Source organism: Pseudomonas sp. AC239 (assembly GCF_979258545.1).
On sequence record NZ_OZ409864.1, the window covers coordinates 4,907,748 to 4,927,080 of the forward strand.

Sequence of the window (19,333 nt, forward strand, 5' to 3'; positions counted from 1 at the left end):
CAGGGAAGATCAAGCGGCCCCTCGCATTGGCTGTCGAACGCACTATTGATTCAGATAGCGCGCAACCAAGGCCCGGTAATTGCCATCCAGCGAATACCCGCCGACGACAATGGCCCCGTCAGCTTGGACCGCTAACGAATTCGCCGTATCGAGACTTCTGCCCAACCGCGTGCGCAGCCAGCCGTGGCCTTCGCCAAACTCTGGGTCGAGGCTGCCATTGCGTTGATAGCGGGCGACCATGAAATCCGCCTCAACCCCGCCGATGGTGGCCCCGACAGCGATGATCCGACCGTCGCTCATCAACTGAGCCGCATTCCATTGGCAACCGCTGGGGCCAATGTCCAACACTTGCGGCAGGCCGTGATGGCAGTGCAAATCCGGTCTGCCATTGGTGTGCAGGACGAATGTCAGGCAGCGGATCGGATCGCGACTGCTGCCAAAACAATAAAGCCTGTCCTCAGATTCAATGATCTGATTGACCTGAGCGCTGTTGCCCTGCGCCTTGAAGGCCATGAAGCCGTCAACCGCAAAGCGCTCGTCCAGGCTTCCATCGGGCCGATATACCGCCAGCAGTCCCTGTTGCGGAAAGTCGATCGAACCGGCCACGACGATGCGCCCATCCTGCTTCAACAGCAGCGTGCTCAGCCAGGTATTGAGCAGCAGGTGGCGGACCATGACAAATCCGCGCCCGTTGAAGGATTGGTCCAGGCCACCGTCGGGTTCGAGGCGAATCAGCATCCCGGCGTGATCGGCGAGGCTGAAATGATGGTTGGCGATCAGCAAAATGCGGCCGTCTGCCTGCACCGCAAAATCACAAGCCTCGACGCCCGGCACCCCCGGTGGCAACCAACTGTCACGGGTGCCCATGGACAAATCGCCGGGCAGCCGCACGACCTGGAAGCCGTCAGCACCGAAGCGTTGATCTGGCTGGCCCTTGGCATCAAACAAGGCGAGGGCCGGCAGGGTGCGATGGGTATTTTCATAGTGCAGACCTGCCAGCATGATTCTGCCATCAGGCAGCACCTGGACCTTGCCGGCCCTGGCTTCGAAACCTTTGACGAAGCTGCCGATCACGCTGCCCTGATGGCCGAAGGACAAATCGGCGGAGCCATCGGCGAGCAACCGTGCCAAGCCAAAACGGCTGCCGTTGGCTGTACCTACTTTCGCGGCGACGAGAATTCGGCCCTGTGCATCGAGGGTAACGTGCTGGGTCAGACTGGAGAGACTGCCGGCAAAGTACACTTGCGCAACGCCACCGATAGCGAATGCCGAATCGAGCGATCCCGGATTATTCCAAGCGGTAGGTAGGGCATAAGTGTTCAGGGTGGACATGCGCGAGGCTCCTTGCGAGTGAGCCGATACCCAGTGATTGGGCGGCTGACTGCATGAGCGAAACATTCAATCCCTGAACCACGAGAAGTACAACTGGAAGAACTAACAGAACGACGGTCGCACTGTGCCAGAACAGTGTCTTGTTGAACCAGTCGCAAGCGAGCCAAGCATTTAAGCAATATCTGACCCGAGAACTAACGGCTATCTCACATGAAAAGGGCGGATGACTTTAACGTCATCCGCCCTTGTTCTGTCATCAGTGTGGCATCGACCACGATTGCAGCGTGTGACCTTCTTCGCTCAACTCGGCGCGGGCCTGCTGCAGCAGTTGTTCAAGTTGCGCTGGGTCAGAATAGGCGCTGCTCGGGATCTGTTTGCGACCGATATGGGAGTTGGTGCGGTCGACGACGGTCAGGCTCAGTTCGCCATTGCCGTCTTGTGGCGCCCAGGCCACGCACTGAAAAGGCTTGAAGGCGTGGTTGGCAATCAAAAGAGCTTCGTTGATACGGAGCGGGGCAGTCATGGGGTCTTCTCTCTATTAGCGCCCAATCAAGTGATGTGCCGGCGGTTGGGCTTACCGTGCGGCGGGTTACTTGTACTGATGCACGCAACCGGGGGGCGGGTCACAAGTGAAACAAAGAAATTTCAAGTTCTTTACATAACGTAAGTTCGTTTCGTTGATCCTGCCATGTCTGAACACCGCGCTGAATTCACCCCTCACCCCAACCCTCTCCCCGAGGAGAGGGAGCCGATTTGTGGGCTTTTCAAACTCGAGTCCGGCTTGGTCTTTCAGATCGGCGTACCCCGTGCAAACACCTCGGTCAGTTCCCTCTCGCTCGGGAGAGGGCTAGGGTGAGGGGGGCCGCTCTCTGACACAACGCAAATAGTCGATAGCTAACTAACAACCAACTTTCTTATAACTCTTTTAACAGCCCCCCTATAAGCAATCGATACAAGCCCCCGTCAAAATCTTGCTAGTGTTACAACCGGGTCTGCCAAATGACTGTTTTTACGATCATTTCCAATGTTTGGCGCCAAGGAACAGTCATGAGCGAAGCGCCTGCGTCGAGACGTTTACTGGTGGTCGATCCCTGCGACGACTGTCATCGCCTGTTGCCCGGATTGCGCGCCGTAGGCTGGGATGTCGACAGTTGTAATCTTGAGAATGCCAGCGCGCGCGCCTGCGACGTCGGCCTGCTGCGCTTGCAGCCGTTTCACCTTGAACGCCCTGACGCGGTCAAGGAGCTGATCAGCCGCAGCGGCACCGAATGGATCGCCGTACTCAATCAGGAAGTCCTGCGTTTGCAGAACGTCGGCGACTTCGTCTGTGAATGGTTCTTCGACTTCCATACCTTGCCCTTCGACGTCTCGCGCGTACAGGTCACCCTGGGTCGTGCTTTCGGCATGGCGCGCCTGCGCGGGCAGGGCACGATACATGTCGACCAGCCGGAACACGAACTGCTGGGCGACAGCAAACCGATTCGCGAACTGCGCAAACTGCTGAGCAAACTTGCACCGACCGAATCGCCCGTGCTGATTCGCGGCGAAAGCGGCACCGGCAAAGAACTGGTCGCCCGCACCCTGCACCGACAATCCCAGCGCCACAACAAACCGTTCGTAGCAATCAACTGCGGCGCGATTCCCGAGCATTTGATCCAGTCCGAACTCTTCGGCCACGAGAAAGGCGCGTTCACTGGCGCCCATCAGCGCAAGGTCGGGCGCATCGAAGCGGCCAATGGCGGGACGTTGTTCCTCGATGAAATCGGTGATCTGCCGCTGGAATTGCAAGCCAATCTGCTGCGTTTTCTCCAGGAAAAGCACATCGAGCGGGTCGGCGGCAGTCAGCCGATCCCGGTCGACGTGCGAGTGCTGGCCGCAACCCACGTCGACCTGGAAGCAGCGATCGAGAAAAAGCGTTTTCGTGAAGACCTGTATTACCGGCTCAACGTGCTGCAAGTGGTGACCGCACCATTACGTGAACGCCACGGCGATCTGTCGATGCTGGCCAACCACTTTTCGCACTTCTACAGCCATGAGACCGGCCGCCGGCCAAGGAGCTTCAGCGAAGATGCGCTGATTGCCATGGGCAAGCACGACTGGCCGGGGAATGTCCGCGAGCTGGCGAACCGGGTACGGCGCGGGTTGGTGTTGGCAGAGGGGCGGCAGATCGAGGCGCGGGATCTGGGATTGATCAGCCAGCACTCCATCGCAACACCGATGGGCACGCTGGAGGATTACAAGACCCGGGCGGAGCGGCAGGCGTTGTGTGATGTGCTTAACCGGCACAGTGATAATTTGAGTGTGGCCGCGAAAGTGTTAGGGGTTTCGCGGCCGACGTTCTATCGTTTGCTTCACAAGCACCAGATTAGATGATCGGATTGTCGTCGACCCTTTAAGTAAAATTGTCAAAACCCGGGAAAGCAGTCTGCTATGCAGGCAGTACATGCTAGACGCATTCTCAGCGCATGTCAGTTGTAGGGAGACGATCTTATTCGCAGACAGTCCAAGGCAGGGGTTGCATTTTGGACACCAGCAATTCGGAACCTCACTGTCATTGGGTTATTTCTAACCAAGAATGGAGCTCTGAAGAACTGCCAATCGCTGCTCGTCTCTACCACAACTGCGCACAGCTGTTCCGTGCCGCTTGAAATGAAAATCCGCGTGCCAAATGGCGCTTTGAATCGGCAGGATAACTCATAAAACTGGCCAAGTTTGAGATTGTTGAAAGTTTTCTGAATAATTATTCCCCAAAAATGTGCATACGTCGGCTCTAGGAAATACTCTTCCCCTAGTCTAGATATTATTGTGGGTGTAACTGCCTCCGAATCCACCCAGCCGTTGCGATCATAATCAGTAAAAGTAGTCAGGTCATCAAATCCGGCGATTACAGAATAACGCGGGATGTTACAAGCAATGGCATCGGTCAATATTGCTTCGGCAAATAACCCAACAATTAAAACTATAACCAGTTTTGAATCTGCCTTACACCCCCGCAACCACTCCACCTCAGCCAAATAACTAAGCCCCACCCCCTGATCATGTACTGCTCCTACAAACTGCTCCTTAACCCGCTCCCCACCCTCGGCAAACGTCTCCACATACTTCAACCAGATCTTCAACCCCGCCCGCTGAAACGGCCAGGCCCCACACAACACCTTCGTATCATCCTTGATCAACCCGACATCCAACACCTTCCCATCAAAGCCCTCAAACTTCGGCATCGGCATGCTCGACTGCAGCAACTCACCAATCACCAGCGTCACACTCTGCACCGGCGTCGGCTGTCCATTAACTATCAGGCTGTATATCAACTCCACACTGCGCTGCAGATTTGCCCCGGTGACGGAGAAATCAATGTCGAATTGCACTTTCGACTGTCCCGCCACCGGCTTTTGCTGCGGAGGTACTGAGCCGGCGCCGGGTCTGCCGACGATTTCCAGTTTTACCTCGTGATTTGCGCCAAACATCGAAGTGTCAAACACCGCGGTGAAGCCATTCTGATGCCGGTTCGGGTCAAGTTTGTAATCCGGCGCCTCGACAACCGTTGGCGGCTTCAACTGACTGACTTCGCCAGTGATTGGAACAACAACGTCATTGGACGGACGCGCAGGTACGTTGGCGCGGAGTAACTTGTAGTTGGTCGTGGCCGAGCCATTGACCATGGCCCTGATTGAGGCATTGGCCAGCTTGAAATCGAAGTGCCCAGGCACGGCGCCGACCGTGTGTACCAACGGTCCGATCGTGACAGGTACTCCCTCAGGTGTCTGGCCGGTACACCTTAGCTCGACCTCGTCTCCAATCTGGAAATCCGGCTGGGTGAAATAAACCCGTGCATCGGCGTCGCTCGTGCCCAGCACATTCAGGTCGATGGTGGTGACGTTCTGGTTGTTGACCCAGATTGTTGCCGCCGGCAAGCGGCTGATGCTCAGGTCCACATTCACATAGGTGACTTTCGACCACGGCGCGTTCGGATCCGGCAGATTGCCGACCCGGTCGAACACCTGATAACTCACTTCGATGTTCCTGCCGTTGCCTTCGTCTCTGATGACTTTTTCGGTGAAGGTGAGAAAGATCGGATTGTTGACCGGATCTTCGATCTGCTCTCTGGTGACTGGATAGTAGGACACCACCTGGTCACCCCAGCGCCCGATAATTCGGTCGAATGTGGCGCAGTTTACGTAGCTCGCCAACAGCTTGACGCCCAGCTTGGCCATTTCGGCATCCACCCCCTTCGACGGATCCGGATCCAGCGTGTACACGAGACCGGAATTTCCCGGTTCACTGTCGCTGTCATCGCCGCCGGGCCGGGTGAATTTGACCAGCATCAGTATTTCCTGGGATTTCACAGGCTGCTGATGTGGCCGGGTTACTTTGTAAAACGCGTAAGCGTCGCCGTTGGTGATTTGACCTGCCGGGATCTGGAACAGCAGCTGTTTATTGAGATTGGTGTCATCGATTTCTATCGTTCGAACCGGTAAGAGCGAGTTATCCCAGTGGAAGGCGCACTTTTCTCCAATACTCTGGTTGACCCAAGGATCGACAACAGCTGTCAGGTAACCCGTTCTCACGGCTTCCAGTGAAATACCGCCGTGATACGCCTCTGGTGTTTCCAGATCAGTTGCCATGGGAATTTTTGGAGGAAACAAATCGGCAGCGAGAAGAATGGTCATGGCAAATCTCCTGAACACGGGCTGGTCACGGGCGACCAGACGCTGGAGCTATCAGAAGTTATTTATGCGAAAAGCGCACCTGTCAGATCTGACAGGTGCGGACGTGTTTCCGATGAGTGGTCACGAGCAAGAGCCTGAGAATCAAAAGATCGCAGCCTTCGGCGCCTCCTGCAGGGATTACTCGAATCCACATGCAGGAGCCGCCGAAGGCTGCGATCTTTTGCTTTTACCTAGAAGTAATACGGGAATTTCAGGCTGAACGAAAAGTCCGGCGCATCATCGGTCATACCAATCGACAAGTTCGGCACGATCGTCAGGTTGTCGGTCGCCGCGATGGTCATGCCAACGTTGAAGTAACCGGCGTTCGCGTCACTGGAAACCACCGATTCCCAATCGCCGCCGTCCTGTTTCAGCTTGCTTTTGCGTTGCACCAGGTCGGAGACCGAGAACGACATACTCATCTTCTCGTTGAGCGCGAAGGCGATACCGGCGCCGATCTGGAAGCTGTCGCCGATGCGCACTTTACCCGGGGTTTTCTGGTTGACGGTGGAGCTGATGTCGTCAAACGACTCCTCCAGGTTGTGGGTGTAGGAGAGGCTGCCGAACAGCACCGCCGGGTCAAACGTCTTGACCAGCGAGATACCCGGCGTGATCGACCAGACGCCGTTGCCGGTGGGCAGGGTGTCGGGCACGAACAGGTTGGAGTTGGCGTCGGTCTGGCGCAGCTTGATGCCGAACGGGTCTTTGCCGGTCGGCGCCTTGACGCGCAAGGTGACGACGGCGTCCGGGGTGTTGACCGACTCGTCGAGGAACTTGTAGGCGATACCGAAGTTGACGTCGCCAATGGTTGGATCCTTGGTCACGGTTTCTTCGGTGGTCACCCCTGCAGCGCCCTGATTGCCGCCGCCGGACTGATACGTCGACTCGCGATAGACCACCGGCACGTTCAGGTCGAACTGCCAGCGATTGTCGAAGTTGTAGCGGCCGGTGAGGTCCAAGGTCCAGGTGTCGGCCTTGATCCGGTCGAGGTTGATGTTGCCCAGGAAAATCGAATCCAGCGCAAGGAAACCGTTCAGGATCAACTGGCGGGTGTCATAGCGTGAATAGGTGACACCGGTTTCGAAACTGAACTTGCCGCCACCGAAAAAGCCGCTGGCCTCGTCGTACAGGTTGGAAACACTTTGCGCCGGTTGCGAATCGTCAGCCAGCGATTGACCGTAGGAAGCGCCACTGCCCCCGGCGGCGCCTCCCGATGCAGCGGCCGCACCGGTGCCTGTGGCGGCTCCGGTAGCGACGCGATTGCCTTTCATGTCGGACGGCGATTTGGCCAGCCGTTTTGGCGGTGGGGCGGCGGGTGTTTCTTCTACCTGACGGACCCGTTGTTCAAGTACCGCCAGCGCTTGTTGTTGTACTTCGTATCGTTGTTTCAGTTCCAGAAGTTCCCGTTTCAGGGCTTCTACATCGGCGTCGGGTGCTGCTTGCAGCATTGCCGCCGGGAGAAGGGTACTCAAACACACTGCAGCACGCAGTGATACTGATCGATACATGAATAAGCCGTCCCTTTAAGCCCAATGATCGAGACTCAGCGTAGTTCAATATCCGATATTGCGTAGGGCCCCGAGTTGGGTCAGGTTGCAGTCCAGTGCACCGGCGCTTCTGCCGTTATTGTTAAGTACGACGTTGAGTTGCGTAAGGTTGTTGACCACGTTGGCACTGCCCAGCAAACGGGTGTTCTGCAGCAGCCCGCCCTGGGCGACCTGTTGCAGTGCGGTGCCTTGATTGCCGCTGGCCTGAATGGCCATTTGCACGCCACCGCCATTGGCCGAAACCGCGACACTGCCGGCGCCGTTGCTACCGGTGATGGTTTGCCCGGCGACAAGGGCCTGGCCTTGCGACGGCACCAGTGCCGGCGCCTGACTGGCTTCGCTGACGTTGATCGCGACATTGTTATTGGCGGTGTTGCCATCGCCGGCCGCACGCACGCTTTGCGTCACGCCCTGGCTGCTGTTGAGGCCGGCGCCACCAATCACAGTGCCGGTGCCCAATGTGGGCGTACTGCCGTTGCCCGACTCCTTGATGGTCGAGACATAAAACTCCGGTTTGACGGTTGCAGCCTGGACCTGCATCGAGGTGGCTGCACCGATCAAATCGCCGCTGGCGTTGCGCCAGGTGCTGCTCATGACAATGCCGAAGCTGATGATCCGCCCCGGCATGACGTACCGACCGCGAAGCTCGGCGAGCTCCTGGTCCTTGATTTCGATGGGTTTGAATCCGGCATGGGCAAAGCCTGACGCACTCGCTGCCAGGCAGGCGGCGGCCAGCCAGTATGAGCTTTTCATCTGCTGCTCCCGGGACATCCAGTCCCATTCTCTAACTCGGCGATTAAAAGAAGTCGCTCTGAATGAACCCGAAATCCATCAATTCCGCATCTTTGACCGGGTTGAAACCGTCCAGCGAGTTCTTCGCCGTCAGCGGCACGGGAGGGCTGCGCAAGGCGTTGGCCTTGTCGTAGCCGGGGCCGACGATGGCAAAGACAATGCCGTTCCAACCTTTGACAAAGTCATCGTGTTTGTAGCGCTTGTGGCCGAGAACCGGGTCACCGATGTAGACCCAATCCTTGTCCGAACGCTGCAGGACGACGAAATGCTTGTAGCCGCGAATGTCCATCAGGACCACCACCGGAATGGTCACCGCTTCGAGTTTCTCGGGCGGGATCCGGTAGCCACGGGCACGCATGCCGATGCTTTCTACGTAGCGCTTCATGTCGAGCATGGAGAAACCCTGGGTTCGCACCAGGTCCTGGTCAGCGTTGACCAGCATGCCCTTGATGATGTGCTCCTCATCGACGTCGAGCCAATAGGCCTGGCGCAGGACCGTTGCCAGTGCAGCAGCGCCGCAGCTGAAATCGGTTTTCTGTTCGACGATGTCGGCAAACTTGCGCTCACGAATGCTTTGCACGTCCTTGTAGACCAGCACGCCACCCGGCAGGGCAGCGACGGGCATCTGGGCTGCCTGAGTCAGGCCGCACAGACAAAGCAGAGCGAGGAGGGCAGGAGTCCGCATGATCGAATACGCCTTGTGGAACCTGGGAAAAAGCCCCGTTGCCGGGGCTTTCGTTTCGATCGCGATTACATGCAGGCTTTGCAACCTGCGGCGATGGACAGCGAGTTGCTTTGTTGGTTGCCCACACCCGCCGAGACGTTGGCTCCGCCGTTGCCGGAGAAGTTGTTCATCGAGTTGGTCATGTTGGCATTGTTGACGACTGGGGTTTTCCAGCCATCTTTGGTCAGCACTTGTTGGGTGGTGACGCCAGCGAGGCCAAAGCTGCCCACGGCTTCGAACTTGGCTTTCTGATCATCGTTGCCGCCGTGGCCGCCGCCACGGTTGCCCCAACCGCCATGGTTGTTGTCGTCTTCGATGGTCGCGGTGCCTTTGGCTTTGAATACGCCAGCGGCTGCATAAGTACCGGTAAGAGTGTCGGTTTTGTAAGCCTGCACGCCTTTGTTTTCCACGACCAGGCCAGTCGAGGACTGGTTGGCAGAGGCAGCAGCCTGCGCTACACGACCACCAGAAACGGCGATGGCGAGGTTGTTTTTCTGTTGGTTGAAGTTGCCGGCGGTCACGTTGATGCCAATGTTGCCGGAACCGTTGTTGCCAGCGTTGTTGAGCGTGGCGTTGTTGAAGGTGGAGGAGTTTTTCACGTAGTTGTTGTTGTTCACCTGAGTCGCGCTCGAGGCGGCAACAGCATTACCGAAGATAAAGCTTTCGTCAGCGGTGGCCAGTGCAGCAGCGTTGTCCTGCTGGTTGCCGTCGCCGCCAGCCACGTTGGCGCCCATGTTGCCGTTGGAGCCATTGAGCGAGTCGCTGGCATTGGCGTTGTTGAGGGTGCCCTGGTTTTTTACCACGTTGCCGTCGCTGTTTTGCGCGTCGAGGACAGCGGCGCCGGCGCCTGCGGTGATCTGCAGCAGTTGTTCAAGGTTAGGTCCTTGAGGCTGGCCGTGACCATTGCCGTGCCCGTTACCATGACCGTTATCGTCACCACGGCCGCCGGCCTGTGCTGCCATTGCCATCACTGCTGCGAGTGCGAAAACCAGTGGTTTGAGAGCCATTGTAGGTTTCATGGTGTTTCTCCGTCGTGCTTATTAGTTGGTTAAGTGTTGGGACTTTTCTAATTGCACTGCTTTTTTGTATGGGTCAGTCAGCGACCCGGATGCTCAGGGTGTTAGCCATGCGGTTCCCCACCCCGGCACTCTGGTTCACCTGGATGACCCCGCGACTGCCGGTGAAGGCCTGATCACTTGTCGTGACCTGGCGACTGCCGATCGAGGTACCAGTTGCTCCTGAGCTCGGTAAAAACGCCACGTTCTGTTGCGAAAGGGCGCTGTCGTCAACGCTCTGCGGGCCGGCACTGATGCTGACGCGCGTCACGTTGGCCATTTGATTGTTGGCTCCGGCGCCCTGGTTCACGCCGAGGATGCCGTTGCCGTTGCTGAAAGAGTTGCCGCCGATGTTGGCGCTCGCGTCGATGGCGCGGCTGGCAGGCGTGTCGATGGTTTGCCTGACGCTGGTGGTGGCATGGGATTCGGTGCCGATGGCAATCGCCTTGGTGTTGGCTTGTTGCATCTGGTCACCGGCTGCCTGGTTGACGTTGAAGTTGCCGCGATACTGAGCGCCGGAATCCTGAATATTCGCTTTGTTGACCGAGGTCGAATCGGCCATGGCGCTGGTGCAGCCGAGCAGGGCGAGAAGCAGCAGGGTGCGATTCATGTCATTGGCCTCCGGCCATGCGGGTCAGAGGCGCCAGACCGGTGCTCATCGCCCGGTTGACCGTATTGGAAATCGAGGCACCGGAGCCGCCGCCACTGCCGCTGCGCATGCCGGGCAGGCCGTTCTGGTTGGTCAGGGTGTTCATGCCTGGCAGGTTGGAACTGGGCGTAGTCATGTTGCCGCGAATCGACGAGCCACTGGCGACACTGGCGAAATCGCCGTCGCTGAGTTCGGTGCTGCTGAGGGTCTGATTGATCCGCGCCGAAGGGTTGGCATTGACGGTGGTCGGGTAGGGGTCTTTGCCGCCATTACGCCCGATCGGGATTGGCTGAACGTCGCGGTTGAGGACGATCACTCCATTGCCTTCGGCCTGGGCGCTGACACTGATCAATGCGCTGGCGGCTGATCCGATCAGCAGGAGGCAGGTCAGGCTTTTATTGAGATTCCCCACGGCGGCGATTCCTTCTTCAGTGGGCTGGGGTGTTCAGCGTTGTGAAGGAGAGAGCGAAAGCTGTGCCGGTTTTGAATTTCCTATGTATTTCAACGGGTTAGGTGTTTTCGATAAATACTTAAAGCGGGTACTGTTTCAGCGCTGAGACACATGCAGGGGGGCTTGAACGGTGCTTGACGTTGCAAAGCTCTGGGACAAGGGTTTGCGCCGATGTGTTTCATCGGCGTAACAGGTGACGTGACGGAGTGATAAACAGCGTTTGAACGGGGGCTTTGCGCGGTGAGGAGTGTTTCAAAAACGGACAGGTTCGTCCCAACGCGGCTCAGCTGGACAGCAGAAGCTCGACCGCCGCAAAGGCTTGCGCTTGGCGTTCGGCCCAATTGCCCTCGATAACTTGCAATGGCTGTCGATGCTCAATCAACCAGGCGCGCGTGGCTTCGAAAAATGCCATGCGATCCGCAAGATCCGGTTGGCAGCGCTGGCCGTCTTCCGCCCAGTCGACTTGTTGCGGCGACAGCAGCAGGTGCAGGTCGTAATGGCGCGTGAGCAGTTCTTTTTCCAGCCAGTCCGGGCAATCGCCGAACAGGGTCTGGCTCCAGAGGATGTTGCTCAGCAGATGGGTGTCGAGAATCAGCAGTTCGGGTTGTTTCGCGCGTGCCTGATCTTCCCATTGCAACTGGCCCCTGGCGATATCAGGGATATCCGCGAGGCAAGTGTCGCGCGGGTTGTCTTCGATGAACCGACGCACATATTCATCAACGCGAACGCCGCCGAAACGCTGCTCCAATCCCGCCGCCAGCCAGCTCTTGCCGGTGGATTCCGGGCCGGTAAGGACAACGACTTTCATGTGCGCAACGCCGGATCGGCGCGCCACTCACGCCAGCCCTGGACGGCGAGCAGGGTAAACAGCCCATAGAGGCCTGCGGTCAGGTACAGGCCTTTATAGATGAACAGGCCTACAAAAATGACATCGAGGACAAACCACAGCGCCCAGCATTGCAAGCGTTTCTGCGCCATCCACAATTGTGCGACCAGGCTGAAACCGGTGAGCGCGGCATCGAGCCACGGCTGGGCGGCGTCGGTCCAGTGTGCCATCGCGGCGCCCAGCAGCAGGCTGCCGATGGCCCCGACGCCGAGACCGAGCAGAATTGAGCGCGCGTCGAGGCGGGTGACTTGGCGCCCGTCATGCATCGTCCCGGCGCGGGTCCACTGCCACCAGCCGTAGATTTGCAGCGCGGCATAGATCACTTGCAGCAACATGTCCGAATACAGCTTCACCTCAAAGAAGATCCAGCTGTAGAGCAACACCATGACCAGCCCGATCGGCCAGCACCATGGATTCTGTTTGACCGTCAGCCACACGGCGATGACACCGAGGGCAGCGGCGAACAGTTCAAGCCCGGACATGGCGGATCCTTGGGGAAGTCGAGAAGGGGGCGGATTGTACTGCATTCGCCCAGACACAGAAGTACCCTGTGGGAGCGAGCCTGCTCGCGAAGGCGTCGGGCCAGTCAGTGGAAGAAGATGTCGACTGGACAGGCCCTTTCGCGAGCAGGCTCGCTCCCACAGGTTATGGGTCAGACCCTGAACTGCCGAAGCAACCCGTTGAGCTGTTCGCTCAGCTGCCCAAGCCGCAGACTGGCCGCACTGGATTGTTCCGCCGCCAACGCGGTGCTATGCGAAAGGCCGGCCGCCTGGGTGACGTTCTGGTTGATGTCCTCCACTACATGGGCCTGTTGCAACGTGGCGCTGGCGATCGAAGCATTCAGGCCGTTGAGATTGCGCAACGCCTGGCCAATTGCATTGAGACTCGCCCCGGCCAGTCCCGCCTGTTCGATGGTCAATTGCGAGGCCTTGCTGCTGTCGCCAATCACCTTCACCGCAGCCTCGGAGTGGTTCTGCAAACGCTCGATCATCGACTGAATCTCCGCCGTCGATTTCTGCGTACGCTGCGCCAACAACCGGACCTCATCTGCCACCACGGCAAACCCGCGACCCTGTTCACCCGCACGCGCCGCTTCAATCGCCGCATTTAGTGCCAACAGGTTGGTCTGTTCGGCAATCGAACGGATCACCTCCAGAACGCTGCCGATCTGCGTACTTTCTGCAGCCAAGGTGCGAATCACCTCAACCGCTTGATCGATGGTCCCGGAAAGCTTGTCGATCTGTTGCAGGCTGCCGTCAATGTTGATCTGGCCCTGTTGCGCCTGCGCTTCGGCATCGCGCATTTCGGCGGCGGCGTGTTCGGCGTTTTTCGCCACGTCCTGCACGCCGTAGGTGACTTCGTTGATCGCCGTGGCCACCAGTTCCATCTGCTGCGATTGCTGCTGACTGCGCTGCTGCGCTTGCGAGGCGTCATTGCCCAGTTCGCTGGAAGACTGACCCAAAGCGCTGGCCGAGACCTGCAAGTCTCCAATCACTCGGCGCAATTTGGCAGTGAAGGCATTGAAGTGATGGGCAAGCTCGGTGACTTCATCCTTGCCATGGGTATCGAGGCTGCGGGTCAGGTCGCTTTCGCCGCTGGCGATGTTGGCCATGGCGTTCACGGTTTCCTGCAACGGACGAACGATGCTGCGCGCGATCAGAATCACCAGCAGCGCCATGATCAGCGCAATTGCCAGACCGATTGCCGAGGCCTTGATCATCTGTCCCTGGAATTCGGCCTGCACATCGTCGACGTACACACCGGAACCGATCACCCAGCCCCACGGCTCAAAGAGCTTCACATATGAGGTCTTGGCTACGGGATCAGTCGCTCCCGGTTTCGGCCAGCGATAATTGACCATGCCCGCGCCCTTGGCCTTGGCGATGGCGACCATCTCGTTGAACACCGCAAAACCGTCCGGGTCGCGGATCGCCGAGAGGTTCTGGCCTTCGAGTTTGGGGTTGGTCGGGTGCATGACCATCACGGGCGTGAGGTCGTTGATCCAGAAATAGTCGCTCTGGTCATAGCGCAGGCCACGGATCGCGGTCAGTGCCTGCTTTTGCGCCGCGTCCCTGGTCAGGGTGCCGGCGGTTTCCAGGCCATGGTAATAGTTCAGCAGGCCGCTGGCGGTCTGCACCACATGCTGGGTTTTCTGCGCCTTGGCGTGGTAGAGGTCGTCGTGGATCTGCTTGAGCATCAGCACGCCCAAGGTCAGCAACATGACCATCGCCACGATCAAGATGAGCCACAAGCGTCGGCTGATCGACACACTGCGCAAGCTGTTCATAACGCTGTCACTCCGGATTCTTGTTCTTGTAATAAATGATCGCCAGCATCCAGCCACCGCTGAGTGCTCGGGACTGCGCCAGCCAAGCCATGCAGCGCGGGGAGCGCTATTAAGGCTTGTCTGTTAGGATTTCGGCCCCGCGCGCAAAAACCTGAATCCGGTTTTGACATTTCACGGAATTTTTACCGTTTCGTGTGGATCCTGTGCGCGCGCAATCGCTACAGCTTTTACCGGCTACGCTGGACGCAGTGAACGAAAAAATACTATCGGGGCATGCCGTCGCGCATCGCTCTCTGGGGGATTGATGGATCTTTGGACTGCCTTGCAGGCACTGATACTAGGAGTTGTAGAAGGGCTGACGGAGTTTTTGCCCATTTCGAGTACCGGACACCAGATCATCGTCGCCGACTTGCTGAACTTCGGCGGCGAGCGGGCCATGGCGTTCAACATCATCATTCAGCTCGGCGCGATTCTCGCGGTGGTCTGGGAGTTTCGCCGCAAGATCCTCGACGTGGTGATCGGCTTGCCGACCCAGCCAAGCGCTCGGCGTTTTACGGCTAATCTGCTGATCGCGTTTTTGCCCGCCGTGGTGCTCGGAGTGATCTTTGCCGATCTGATTCACGAATACCTGTTCAACCCGATCACCGTGGCGGCAGCGCTGGTTATCGGCGGGATCATCATGTTGTGGGCCGAACAACGTCAACATGAAGTCCACGCCGAAACCGTTGACGAGATCCGCTGGACCGATGCGCTGAAAATCGGTTTCGCGCAATGCCTGGCAATGATTCCCGGCACTTCGCGCTCCGGTTCGACGATCATTGGCGGCTTGCTGTTCGGCCTGTCGCGCAAGACTGCAACCGAGTTTTCGTTCTTCCTCGCCATGCCGACCATGGTGGGTGCGGCGGTATATTCGGGCTACAAATACCGCGATCTGTTTGTGCCAGCGGATTTCCCGGTGTTCGCGATTGGTTTCGTCACCGCGTTTGTTTTCGCCATGATCGCTGTGCGCGGTTTGCTCAAGTTCATCGGCAACCACAGCTATGCAGCGTTTGCCTGGTACCGAATAGCGTTCGGCCTGTTCATTCTCGCGACCTGGCAATTCGGCTGGGTGGACTGGTCGGCGGCCAAGCCATGAACGATTCGCGCGCGCAGCGCCCGCAAGGACGAGCTTCTGGCGGGCGCCTTCAGCATGTGAAGTTGAAGCTTTTGATGCTGTTGATCGTCTGCGCGCTGCCGCTGTTCGGCTCACTGTCCATGTGGCTCAGTGGCCTCTCGCGGGTGCCGCTGGCGGCGTACGGGATTGTCAGTGTGCTGGCGTTTGTTCTGTACTGGGCCGACAAGCGCAAGGCCCGCGCCGATGCGTGGCGCACCCCGGAAAACATCCTGCATGCGGTAGAACTGGCGGGCGGCTGGCCGGGGGCGTTGATCGCCCAGCAAGTGTTTCGGCACAAGACGCGCAAGGTGTCGTTTCAGATTCTGTTCTGGGTGATCGTGCTGCTGCATCAGGTGTTCTGGATTGACCAGATTTTTCTCGGATCAAACTTGCTGTCGCTGATTTAACGTCCACCGAAAATCCCCTGTGGGAGCGAGCCTGCTCGCGAAAGCAATCTCATCCTCGCTGATGAGTCGCCTGACAAACCGCCTTCGCGAGCAGGCTCGCTCCCACAGAATTTGCGTGCTTACAAAAGCAGGCCGATTTGCGTTTTTTTAGGCAACTTGCTCACCACCAGTTGATGCGACCGCTGCAACAGCGCCTGCAATTCCTCGGCACTCAGCGGGTAGGGCGGGTGCATGATGATCCACTGCGCCCGCGCCAGATACGGCGCCGGATGAACCCCCGGGCGGTCGCAATGGCCGAGAAACAGATCCTTGTCGACCTTGAACGCCAGCGAATCGCCGCGTAATCCCTGCAAGGCAAACATCTTGTTGCCGGCAATCGAGAACACCCGCACGCCGCCCCATTTGTAATCTTCCCGCGCGCCCGGCAGAGCCAGACAAAATTCGGCTACCTCGGTTTCGCTCATTTGTCCCTGTTTCATAACAACCGCTCCCCGCAGGCATTGAACGATTCGACCAAGTGATCGATCCATGCGCGCACCGCCGGCATTACCCCGCGCCGGTGCGGGTACACCGCTTGCAGCCAGCCGCCAGGCAATGACCATTCCGGCAGCATCTGCACCAGCGTGCCGTTACGCAGTTCGGTCTCGCAGAACATCATCGGCAGCACGGTGAAACCCTGACCAGCCAGCACGCAGGCCTTGCGCACGACAAAATCATCGATGCCCAGCCGCGCTTCCATGCTCAGATCGACGCTTTTGCCCTGCTGATCGAGCAGACGCACGTGGACCATGCGATCGGCTTCCAGTGCGCCGAGCACTGGCAGGGTTTTCAAGTCCTGCGGATGATTGATGGTCTTGCCCTGCATAAAGGCCGGACTGGCGATCACTACCGCCTGGGCCTGACGCAAGCGCCGGGTGACCAGCAACGGGTCTTCATCACCGTGATCGCGCACGCGCAAAGCGACATCGATGCCTTCGGTGACCAGATCGACTCGGCGGTTGAGCAGCACGACCTCCAGTTGCACCTGGGGAAATTTGCCAAGAAAGTCGCTGATCACCGTCGGCAGCATTTCATGAGCCAGACCGGTCGGGCACGACACCCGCAAGCGCCCGCGAGGTTCGCTGGACATGCTCGCCACGGCTTCGTCAGCCATTTCCGCTTCCAGCAGCATCGCCTGACAGTGGCGCAAATAGCGCTCGCCGACAGCGGTGAGATTAAGTTGGCGAGTGGTGCGTTGCAGCAGTCGCGCGCCGAGGCGCTCTTCCAGTTCGGCAATTCTTCTGGAGAGCCGCGACTTGGGAATACCGAGCAGGCGCCCGGCGGCGGCAAATCCGCCGGCTTCGACCACTTTGGCGAAGTAATAGAGATCGTTGAGATCCTGCATGTGCCTTTCCACTCGTTCTATCAATGGGACGAACTATCGCATTGTCGGCGACTAATCAGCTATTGGTTTGTTGCGTAGGATTGTCTCCATTCCGTCGCCACCGGCGATTCTTTCAGGAGCACCCACATGAAACTGTTGCACATCGATTCGAGCATTCTGGGCGACAACTCGGCTTCCCGTCAGTTGAGCCGTCAAGTCGTCGACGCCTGGCAAGCCGCCGAGCCGAGCGCCGTGGTCACCTACCGCGACCTGGCCGCCGATGCCATCAGCCATTTTTCGGCCAACACACTGGTCGCCGCTGGCACCACCGCCGAACTGCGCGACGCTGCGCAACAGCACGAAGCCGAGCTGAGCACCTCGACCCTGGCCGAATTCATCGCTGCTGACGCCGTGGTGATTGCCGCGCCGATGTACAACTTCACTGTGCCAACCCAATTGAAAGCGTGGATCGACCGCGTTGCCGTGGCCGGCCAGACGTTCCGCTACACCGAAGCCGGCCCGGAAGGCCTGTGCGGTGGCAAGAAAGTGGTCATCGTGTCGACCTCTGGCGGCATCCACGCCGGGCAGGCCAGCGGCATCGCTCACGAGGAATATTTGAAGCTGGTGCTCGGTTTCCTAGGCATTACCGACATCGAAATCGTCCGCGCTGAAGGCCTGGCCTATGGCGAAGAAGTGCGCAATAACGCCATGAACGCTGCGCAAGCGAAGATCAGCGAGCAACTGTTCGCAGCCGCGTAAGGCTTGCGTAAAGAACAGCTGATGTTCAGGTAATCGCCAAAAAACTCTGTATTCTGGTTCTGCAAGGGCCGATTACGGAGTTTTTTGTTTCTGGCTGTTACATAATCTGGCCCGGGTTATGCAGTTTCAGCACATCCAACGATGTGGTCCAACAGGGTGGGGCGTTCATGAGGCATCTTTGTGCAATGTTGCTGATTTGCCTGCTGGGCAGCCTGAATTCAGTGCAGGCCGCGCCGGGGCGACACCCGGTCTGGAGCGTCGGTTATCACGAGATGACCTTTCTCGACCCGCTCGATCTGCAACCGATGCGCGCCATCGCTTTTTACCCGTCCAGTGACCGCGAACACATGAGTTTGCTTGAGGGTTATTCGGTCGAGGCCGGAGAAGACACTAAAGTCGCCATCGGCCGCTTTCCCATGTTGATGCTGTCCCACGGCAACACCGGTACGCCGCTGGCCTTGCATGATCTGGCCACGTCGCTGGCGCGCAAGGGCTTCGTAGTGGTGGCGGTGATTCATCCCGGCGACAACTCCCGCGACCACAGCCGACTCGGCACGTTGAGCAATCTTTACGGGCGACCGATCCAGATTTCCCAAGCGATAACCGCGACGCTCGCCGATAACATGCTGGCGCCGTTCGTCAATGCTGATCAGGTCGGTGTGATCGGTTATTCGGCGGGTGGCGAGACGGCGTTGATTCTTTCCGGCGCCCAGCCGGATCTTGATCGTCTACGCCGCTATTGCCAGGAACGCCCGGACGATCACGACGCCTGCAACACCCAGGGTGAGCTGATTGTCGATCGCGAAGACTTGCAACCAGTGGCCGATCCAAGGGTTCACGCGTTACTGCTGATGGCGCCGCTGAGCCTGAAATTTGGTCGCCATACCCTCGCTGACGTGCACGTGCCGGTGCTGCTCTACAGCGGCGACGGCGACAAACTGGTGGCCTTTGATAAAAACGCGGCTGCCCTGGCGCGCAAGCTGCCCACCGCGCCGGACTTCAAGCTGCTGGCCGGGGCAGGGCACTTCGTGTTTCTGGCGCCATGCAATGAAGAGCAGATCCGCGCCATGCCAGCGTTGTGCACCGATGCTGATGGAGTGGATCGCGAGGATATTCACCGCAACCTGATTTCCGAAGCCGGACGATTTTTTGCCCATGCACTGGGCAAATCGACGCGAGCAGGGATGCAGACGGCGGATCAGTAAGGCCGCCCTCAGCA

General features: G+C 58.4%; 19 protein-coding genes. 5 read left to right on the forward strand and 14 right to left on the reverse strand.

The features are described from left to right. Window positions 1–42: 42 nt before the first annotated feature. Window positions 43–1,332 carry an NHL repeat-containing protein gene (locus ACZ0AZ_RS22400; protein WP_463538165.1) on the reverse strand — a complete coding sequence of 430 codons (1,290 nt, stop codon included), beginning with the start codon at window positions 1,330–1,332 and terminating at the stop codon, window positions 43–45. 256 nt (window positions 1,333–1,588) lie between these two features. Further along, the gene (locus ACZ0AZ_RS22405) at window positions 1,589–1,855 is read right to left on the reverse strand and encodes a hypothetical protein (RefSeq protein WP_039760548.1); all 267 of its coding nucleotides are present in this window, start codon (window positions 1,853–1,855) and stop codon (window positions 1,589–1,591) included. 524 nt (window positions 1,856–2,379) lie between these two features. Here ACZ0AZ_RS22405 and ACZ0AZ_RS22410 point away from each other — a divergent pair. After that, window positions 2,380–3,705, forward strand: a complete 1,326-nt coding sequence (locus ACZ0AZ_RS22410; protein ID WP_039760550.1) for a sigma-54 dependent transcriptional regulator — start codon at window positions 2,380–2,382, stop codon at window positions 3,703–3,705. Window positions 3,706–3,800: 95 nt separating this feature from the next. Here the strand turns inward: ACZ0AZ_RS22410 and ACZ0AZ_RS22415 are convergent, their stop codons facing one another. From ACZ0AZ_RS22415 to ACZ0AZ_RS22460, 10 genes are all read right to left on the reverse strand, one after another. Next, on the reverse strand, window positions 3,801–6,002 hold the full coding sequence (locus tag ACZ0AZ_RS22415) for a hypothetical protein (RefSeq protein WP_463538166.1): 2,202 nt from the start codon (window positions 6,000–6,002) through the stop codon (window positions 3,801–3,803). Between the two features lie 230 nt (window positions 6,003–6,232). Next, complete coding sequence (locus ACZ0AZ_RS22420; RefSeq protein WP_463538167.1) at window positions 6,233–7,549, reverse strand: hypothetical protein; 1,317 nt, start codon at window positions 7,547–7,549, stop codon at window positions 6,233–6,235. 45 nt (window positions 7,550–7,594) lie between these two features. After that, window positions 7,595–8,341 carry a hypothetical protein gene (locus ACZ0AZ_RS22425; protein ID WP_039760556.1) on the reverse strand — a complete coding sequence of 249 codons (747 nt, stop codon included), beginning with the start codon at window positions 8,339–8,341 and terminating at the stop codon, window positions 7,595–7,597. A 43-nt stretch (window positions 8,342–8,384) separates the two neighbouring features. Beyond that, the gene (locus ACZ0AZ_RS22430; RefSeq protein WP_039760558.1) at window positions 8,385–9,065 is read right to left on the reverse strand and encodes a C39 family peptidase; all 681 of its coding nucleotides are present in this window, start codon (window positions 9,063–9,065) and stop codon (window positions 8,385–8,387) included. Window positions 9,066–9,130: 65 nt separating this feature from the next. Further along, window positions 9,131–10,123: a hypothetical protein gene (locus tag ACZ0AZ_RS22435; RefSeq protein WP_039760560.1), complete on the reverse strand. Its 993-nt coding sequence runs from the start codon at window positions 10,121–10,123 to the stop codon at window positions 9,131–9,133. A gap of 73 nt (window positions 10,124–10,196) precedes the next feature. Then, complete coding sequence (locus ACZ0AZ_RS22440) at window positions 10,197–10,769, reverse strand: adhesin (RefSeq protein ID WP_129998706.1); 573 nt, start codon at window positions 10,767–10,769, stop codon at window positions 10,197–10,199. Window position 10,770: 1 nt separating this feature from the next. Then, window positions 10,771–11,220: a hypothetical protein gene (locus tag ACZ0AZ_RS22445; protein ID WP_310404692.1), complete on the reverse strand. Its 450-nt coding sequence runs from the start codon at window positions 11,218–11,220 to the stop codon at window positions 10,771–10,773. 322 nt (window positions 11,221–11,542) lie between these two features. Beyond that, window positions 11,543–12,067, reverse strand: coding sequence for an AAA family ATPase (locus tag ACZ0AZ_RS22450; protein WP_463538168.1), 525 nt, complete (start codon window positions 12,065–12,067; stop codon window positions 11,543–11,545). Further along, the gene (gene pnuC / locus ACZ0AZ_RS22455) at window positions 12,064–12,627 is read right to left on the reverse strand and encodes a nicotinamide riboside transporter PnuC (RefSeq protein WP_463538169.1); all 564 of its coding nucleotides are present in this window, start codon (window positions 12,625–12,627) and stop codon (window positions 12,064–12,066) included. The genes ACZ0AZ_RS22450 and pnuC overlap by 4 nt, the downstream gene beginning before the upstream one ends. 170 nt (window positions 12,628–12,797) lie before the next feature. Next, entirely contained in the window at window positions 12,798–14,432 is a 1,635-nt protein-coding gene (locus tag ACZ0AZ_RS22460) for a methyl-accepting chemotaxis protein (RefSeq protein ID WP_463538170.1), read from the reverse strand. Between the two features lie 304 nt (window positions 14,433–14,736). Here ACZ0AZ_RS22460 and ACZ0AZ_RS22465 point away from each other — a divergent pair, with 304 nt between their 5' ends. Together ACZ0AZ_RS22465 and ACZ0AZ_RS22470 are read left to right on the forward strand one after the other, a co-directional pair. After that, window positions 14,737–15,567, forward strand: a complete 831-nt coding sequence (locus ACZ0AZ_RS22465; protein ID WP_039760572.1) for an undecaprenyl-diphosphate phosphatase — start codon at window positions 14,737–14,739, stop codon at window positions 15,565–15,567. After that, window positions 15,564–15,992 (forward strand): DUF1294 domain-containing protein, encoded by a 429-nt coding sequence (locus ACZ0AZ_RS22470; RefSeq protein ID WP_039760574.1) that lies wholly within the window; start codon window positions 15,564–15,566, stop codon window positions 15,990–15,992. The genes ACZ0AZ_RS22465 and ACZ0AZ_RS22470 overlap by 4 nt, the downstream gene beginning before the upstream one ends. A 119-nt stretch (window positions 15,993–16,111) precedes the next feature. Here ACZ0AZ_RS22470 and ACZ0AZ_RS22475 read toward each other — a convergent pair whose 3' ends face one another. Both ACZ0AZ_RS22475 and ACZ0AZ_RS22480 read right to left on the reverse strand, forming a co-directional pair. Continuing rightward, window positions 16,112–16,471 carry an MmcQ/YjbR family DNA-binding protein gene (locus ACZ0AZ_RS22475; protein WP_463538171.1) on the reverse strand — a complete coding sequence of 120 codons (360 nt, stop codon included), beginning with the start codon at window positions 16,469–16,471 and terminating at the stop codon, window positions 16,112–16,114. Continuing rightward, a complete protein-coding gene (locus ACZ0AZ_RS22480; protein ID WP_129998710.1) occupies window positions 16,468–17,376 on the reverse strand; it encodes a LysR substrate-binding domain-containing protein in 909 nt (302 codons plus the stop codon). The genes ACZ0AZ_RS22475 and ACZ0AZ_RS22480 overlap by 4 nt, the downstream gene beginning before the upstream one ends. 126 nt (window positions 17,377–17,502) lie before the next feature. On the opposite strand from ACZ0AZ_RS22480, the gene ACZ0AZ_RS22485 reads away from it, so the two are divergent. Both ACZ0AZ_RS22485 and ACZ0AZ_RS22490 read left to right on the forward strand, forming a co-directional pair. Then, complete coding sequence (locus tag ACZ0AZ_RS22485) at window positions 17,503–18,114, forward strand: FMN-dependent NADH-azoreductase (protein WP_463538172.1); 612 nt, start codon at window positions 17,503–17,505, stop codon at window positions 18,112–18,114. Between the two features lie 167 nt (window positions 18,115–18,281). Further along, window positions 18,282–19,319 (forward strand): alpha/beta hydrolase family protein, encoded by a 1,038-nt coding sequence (locus ACZ0AZ_RS22490; protein ID WP_129998712.1) that lies wholly within the window; start codon window positions 18,282–18,284, stop codon window positions 19,317–19,319. Window positions 19,320–19,333 lie beyond the last annotated feature (14 nt).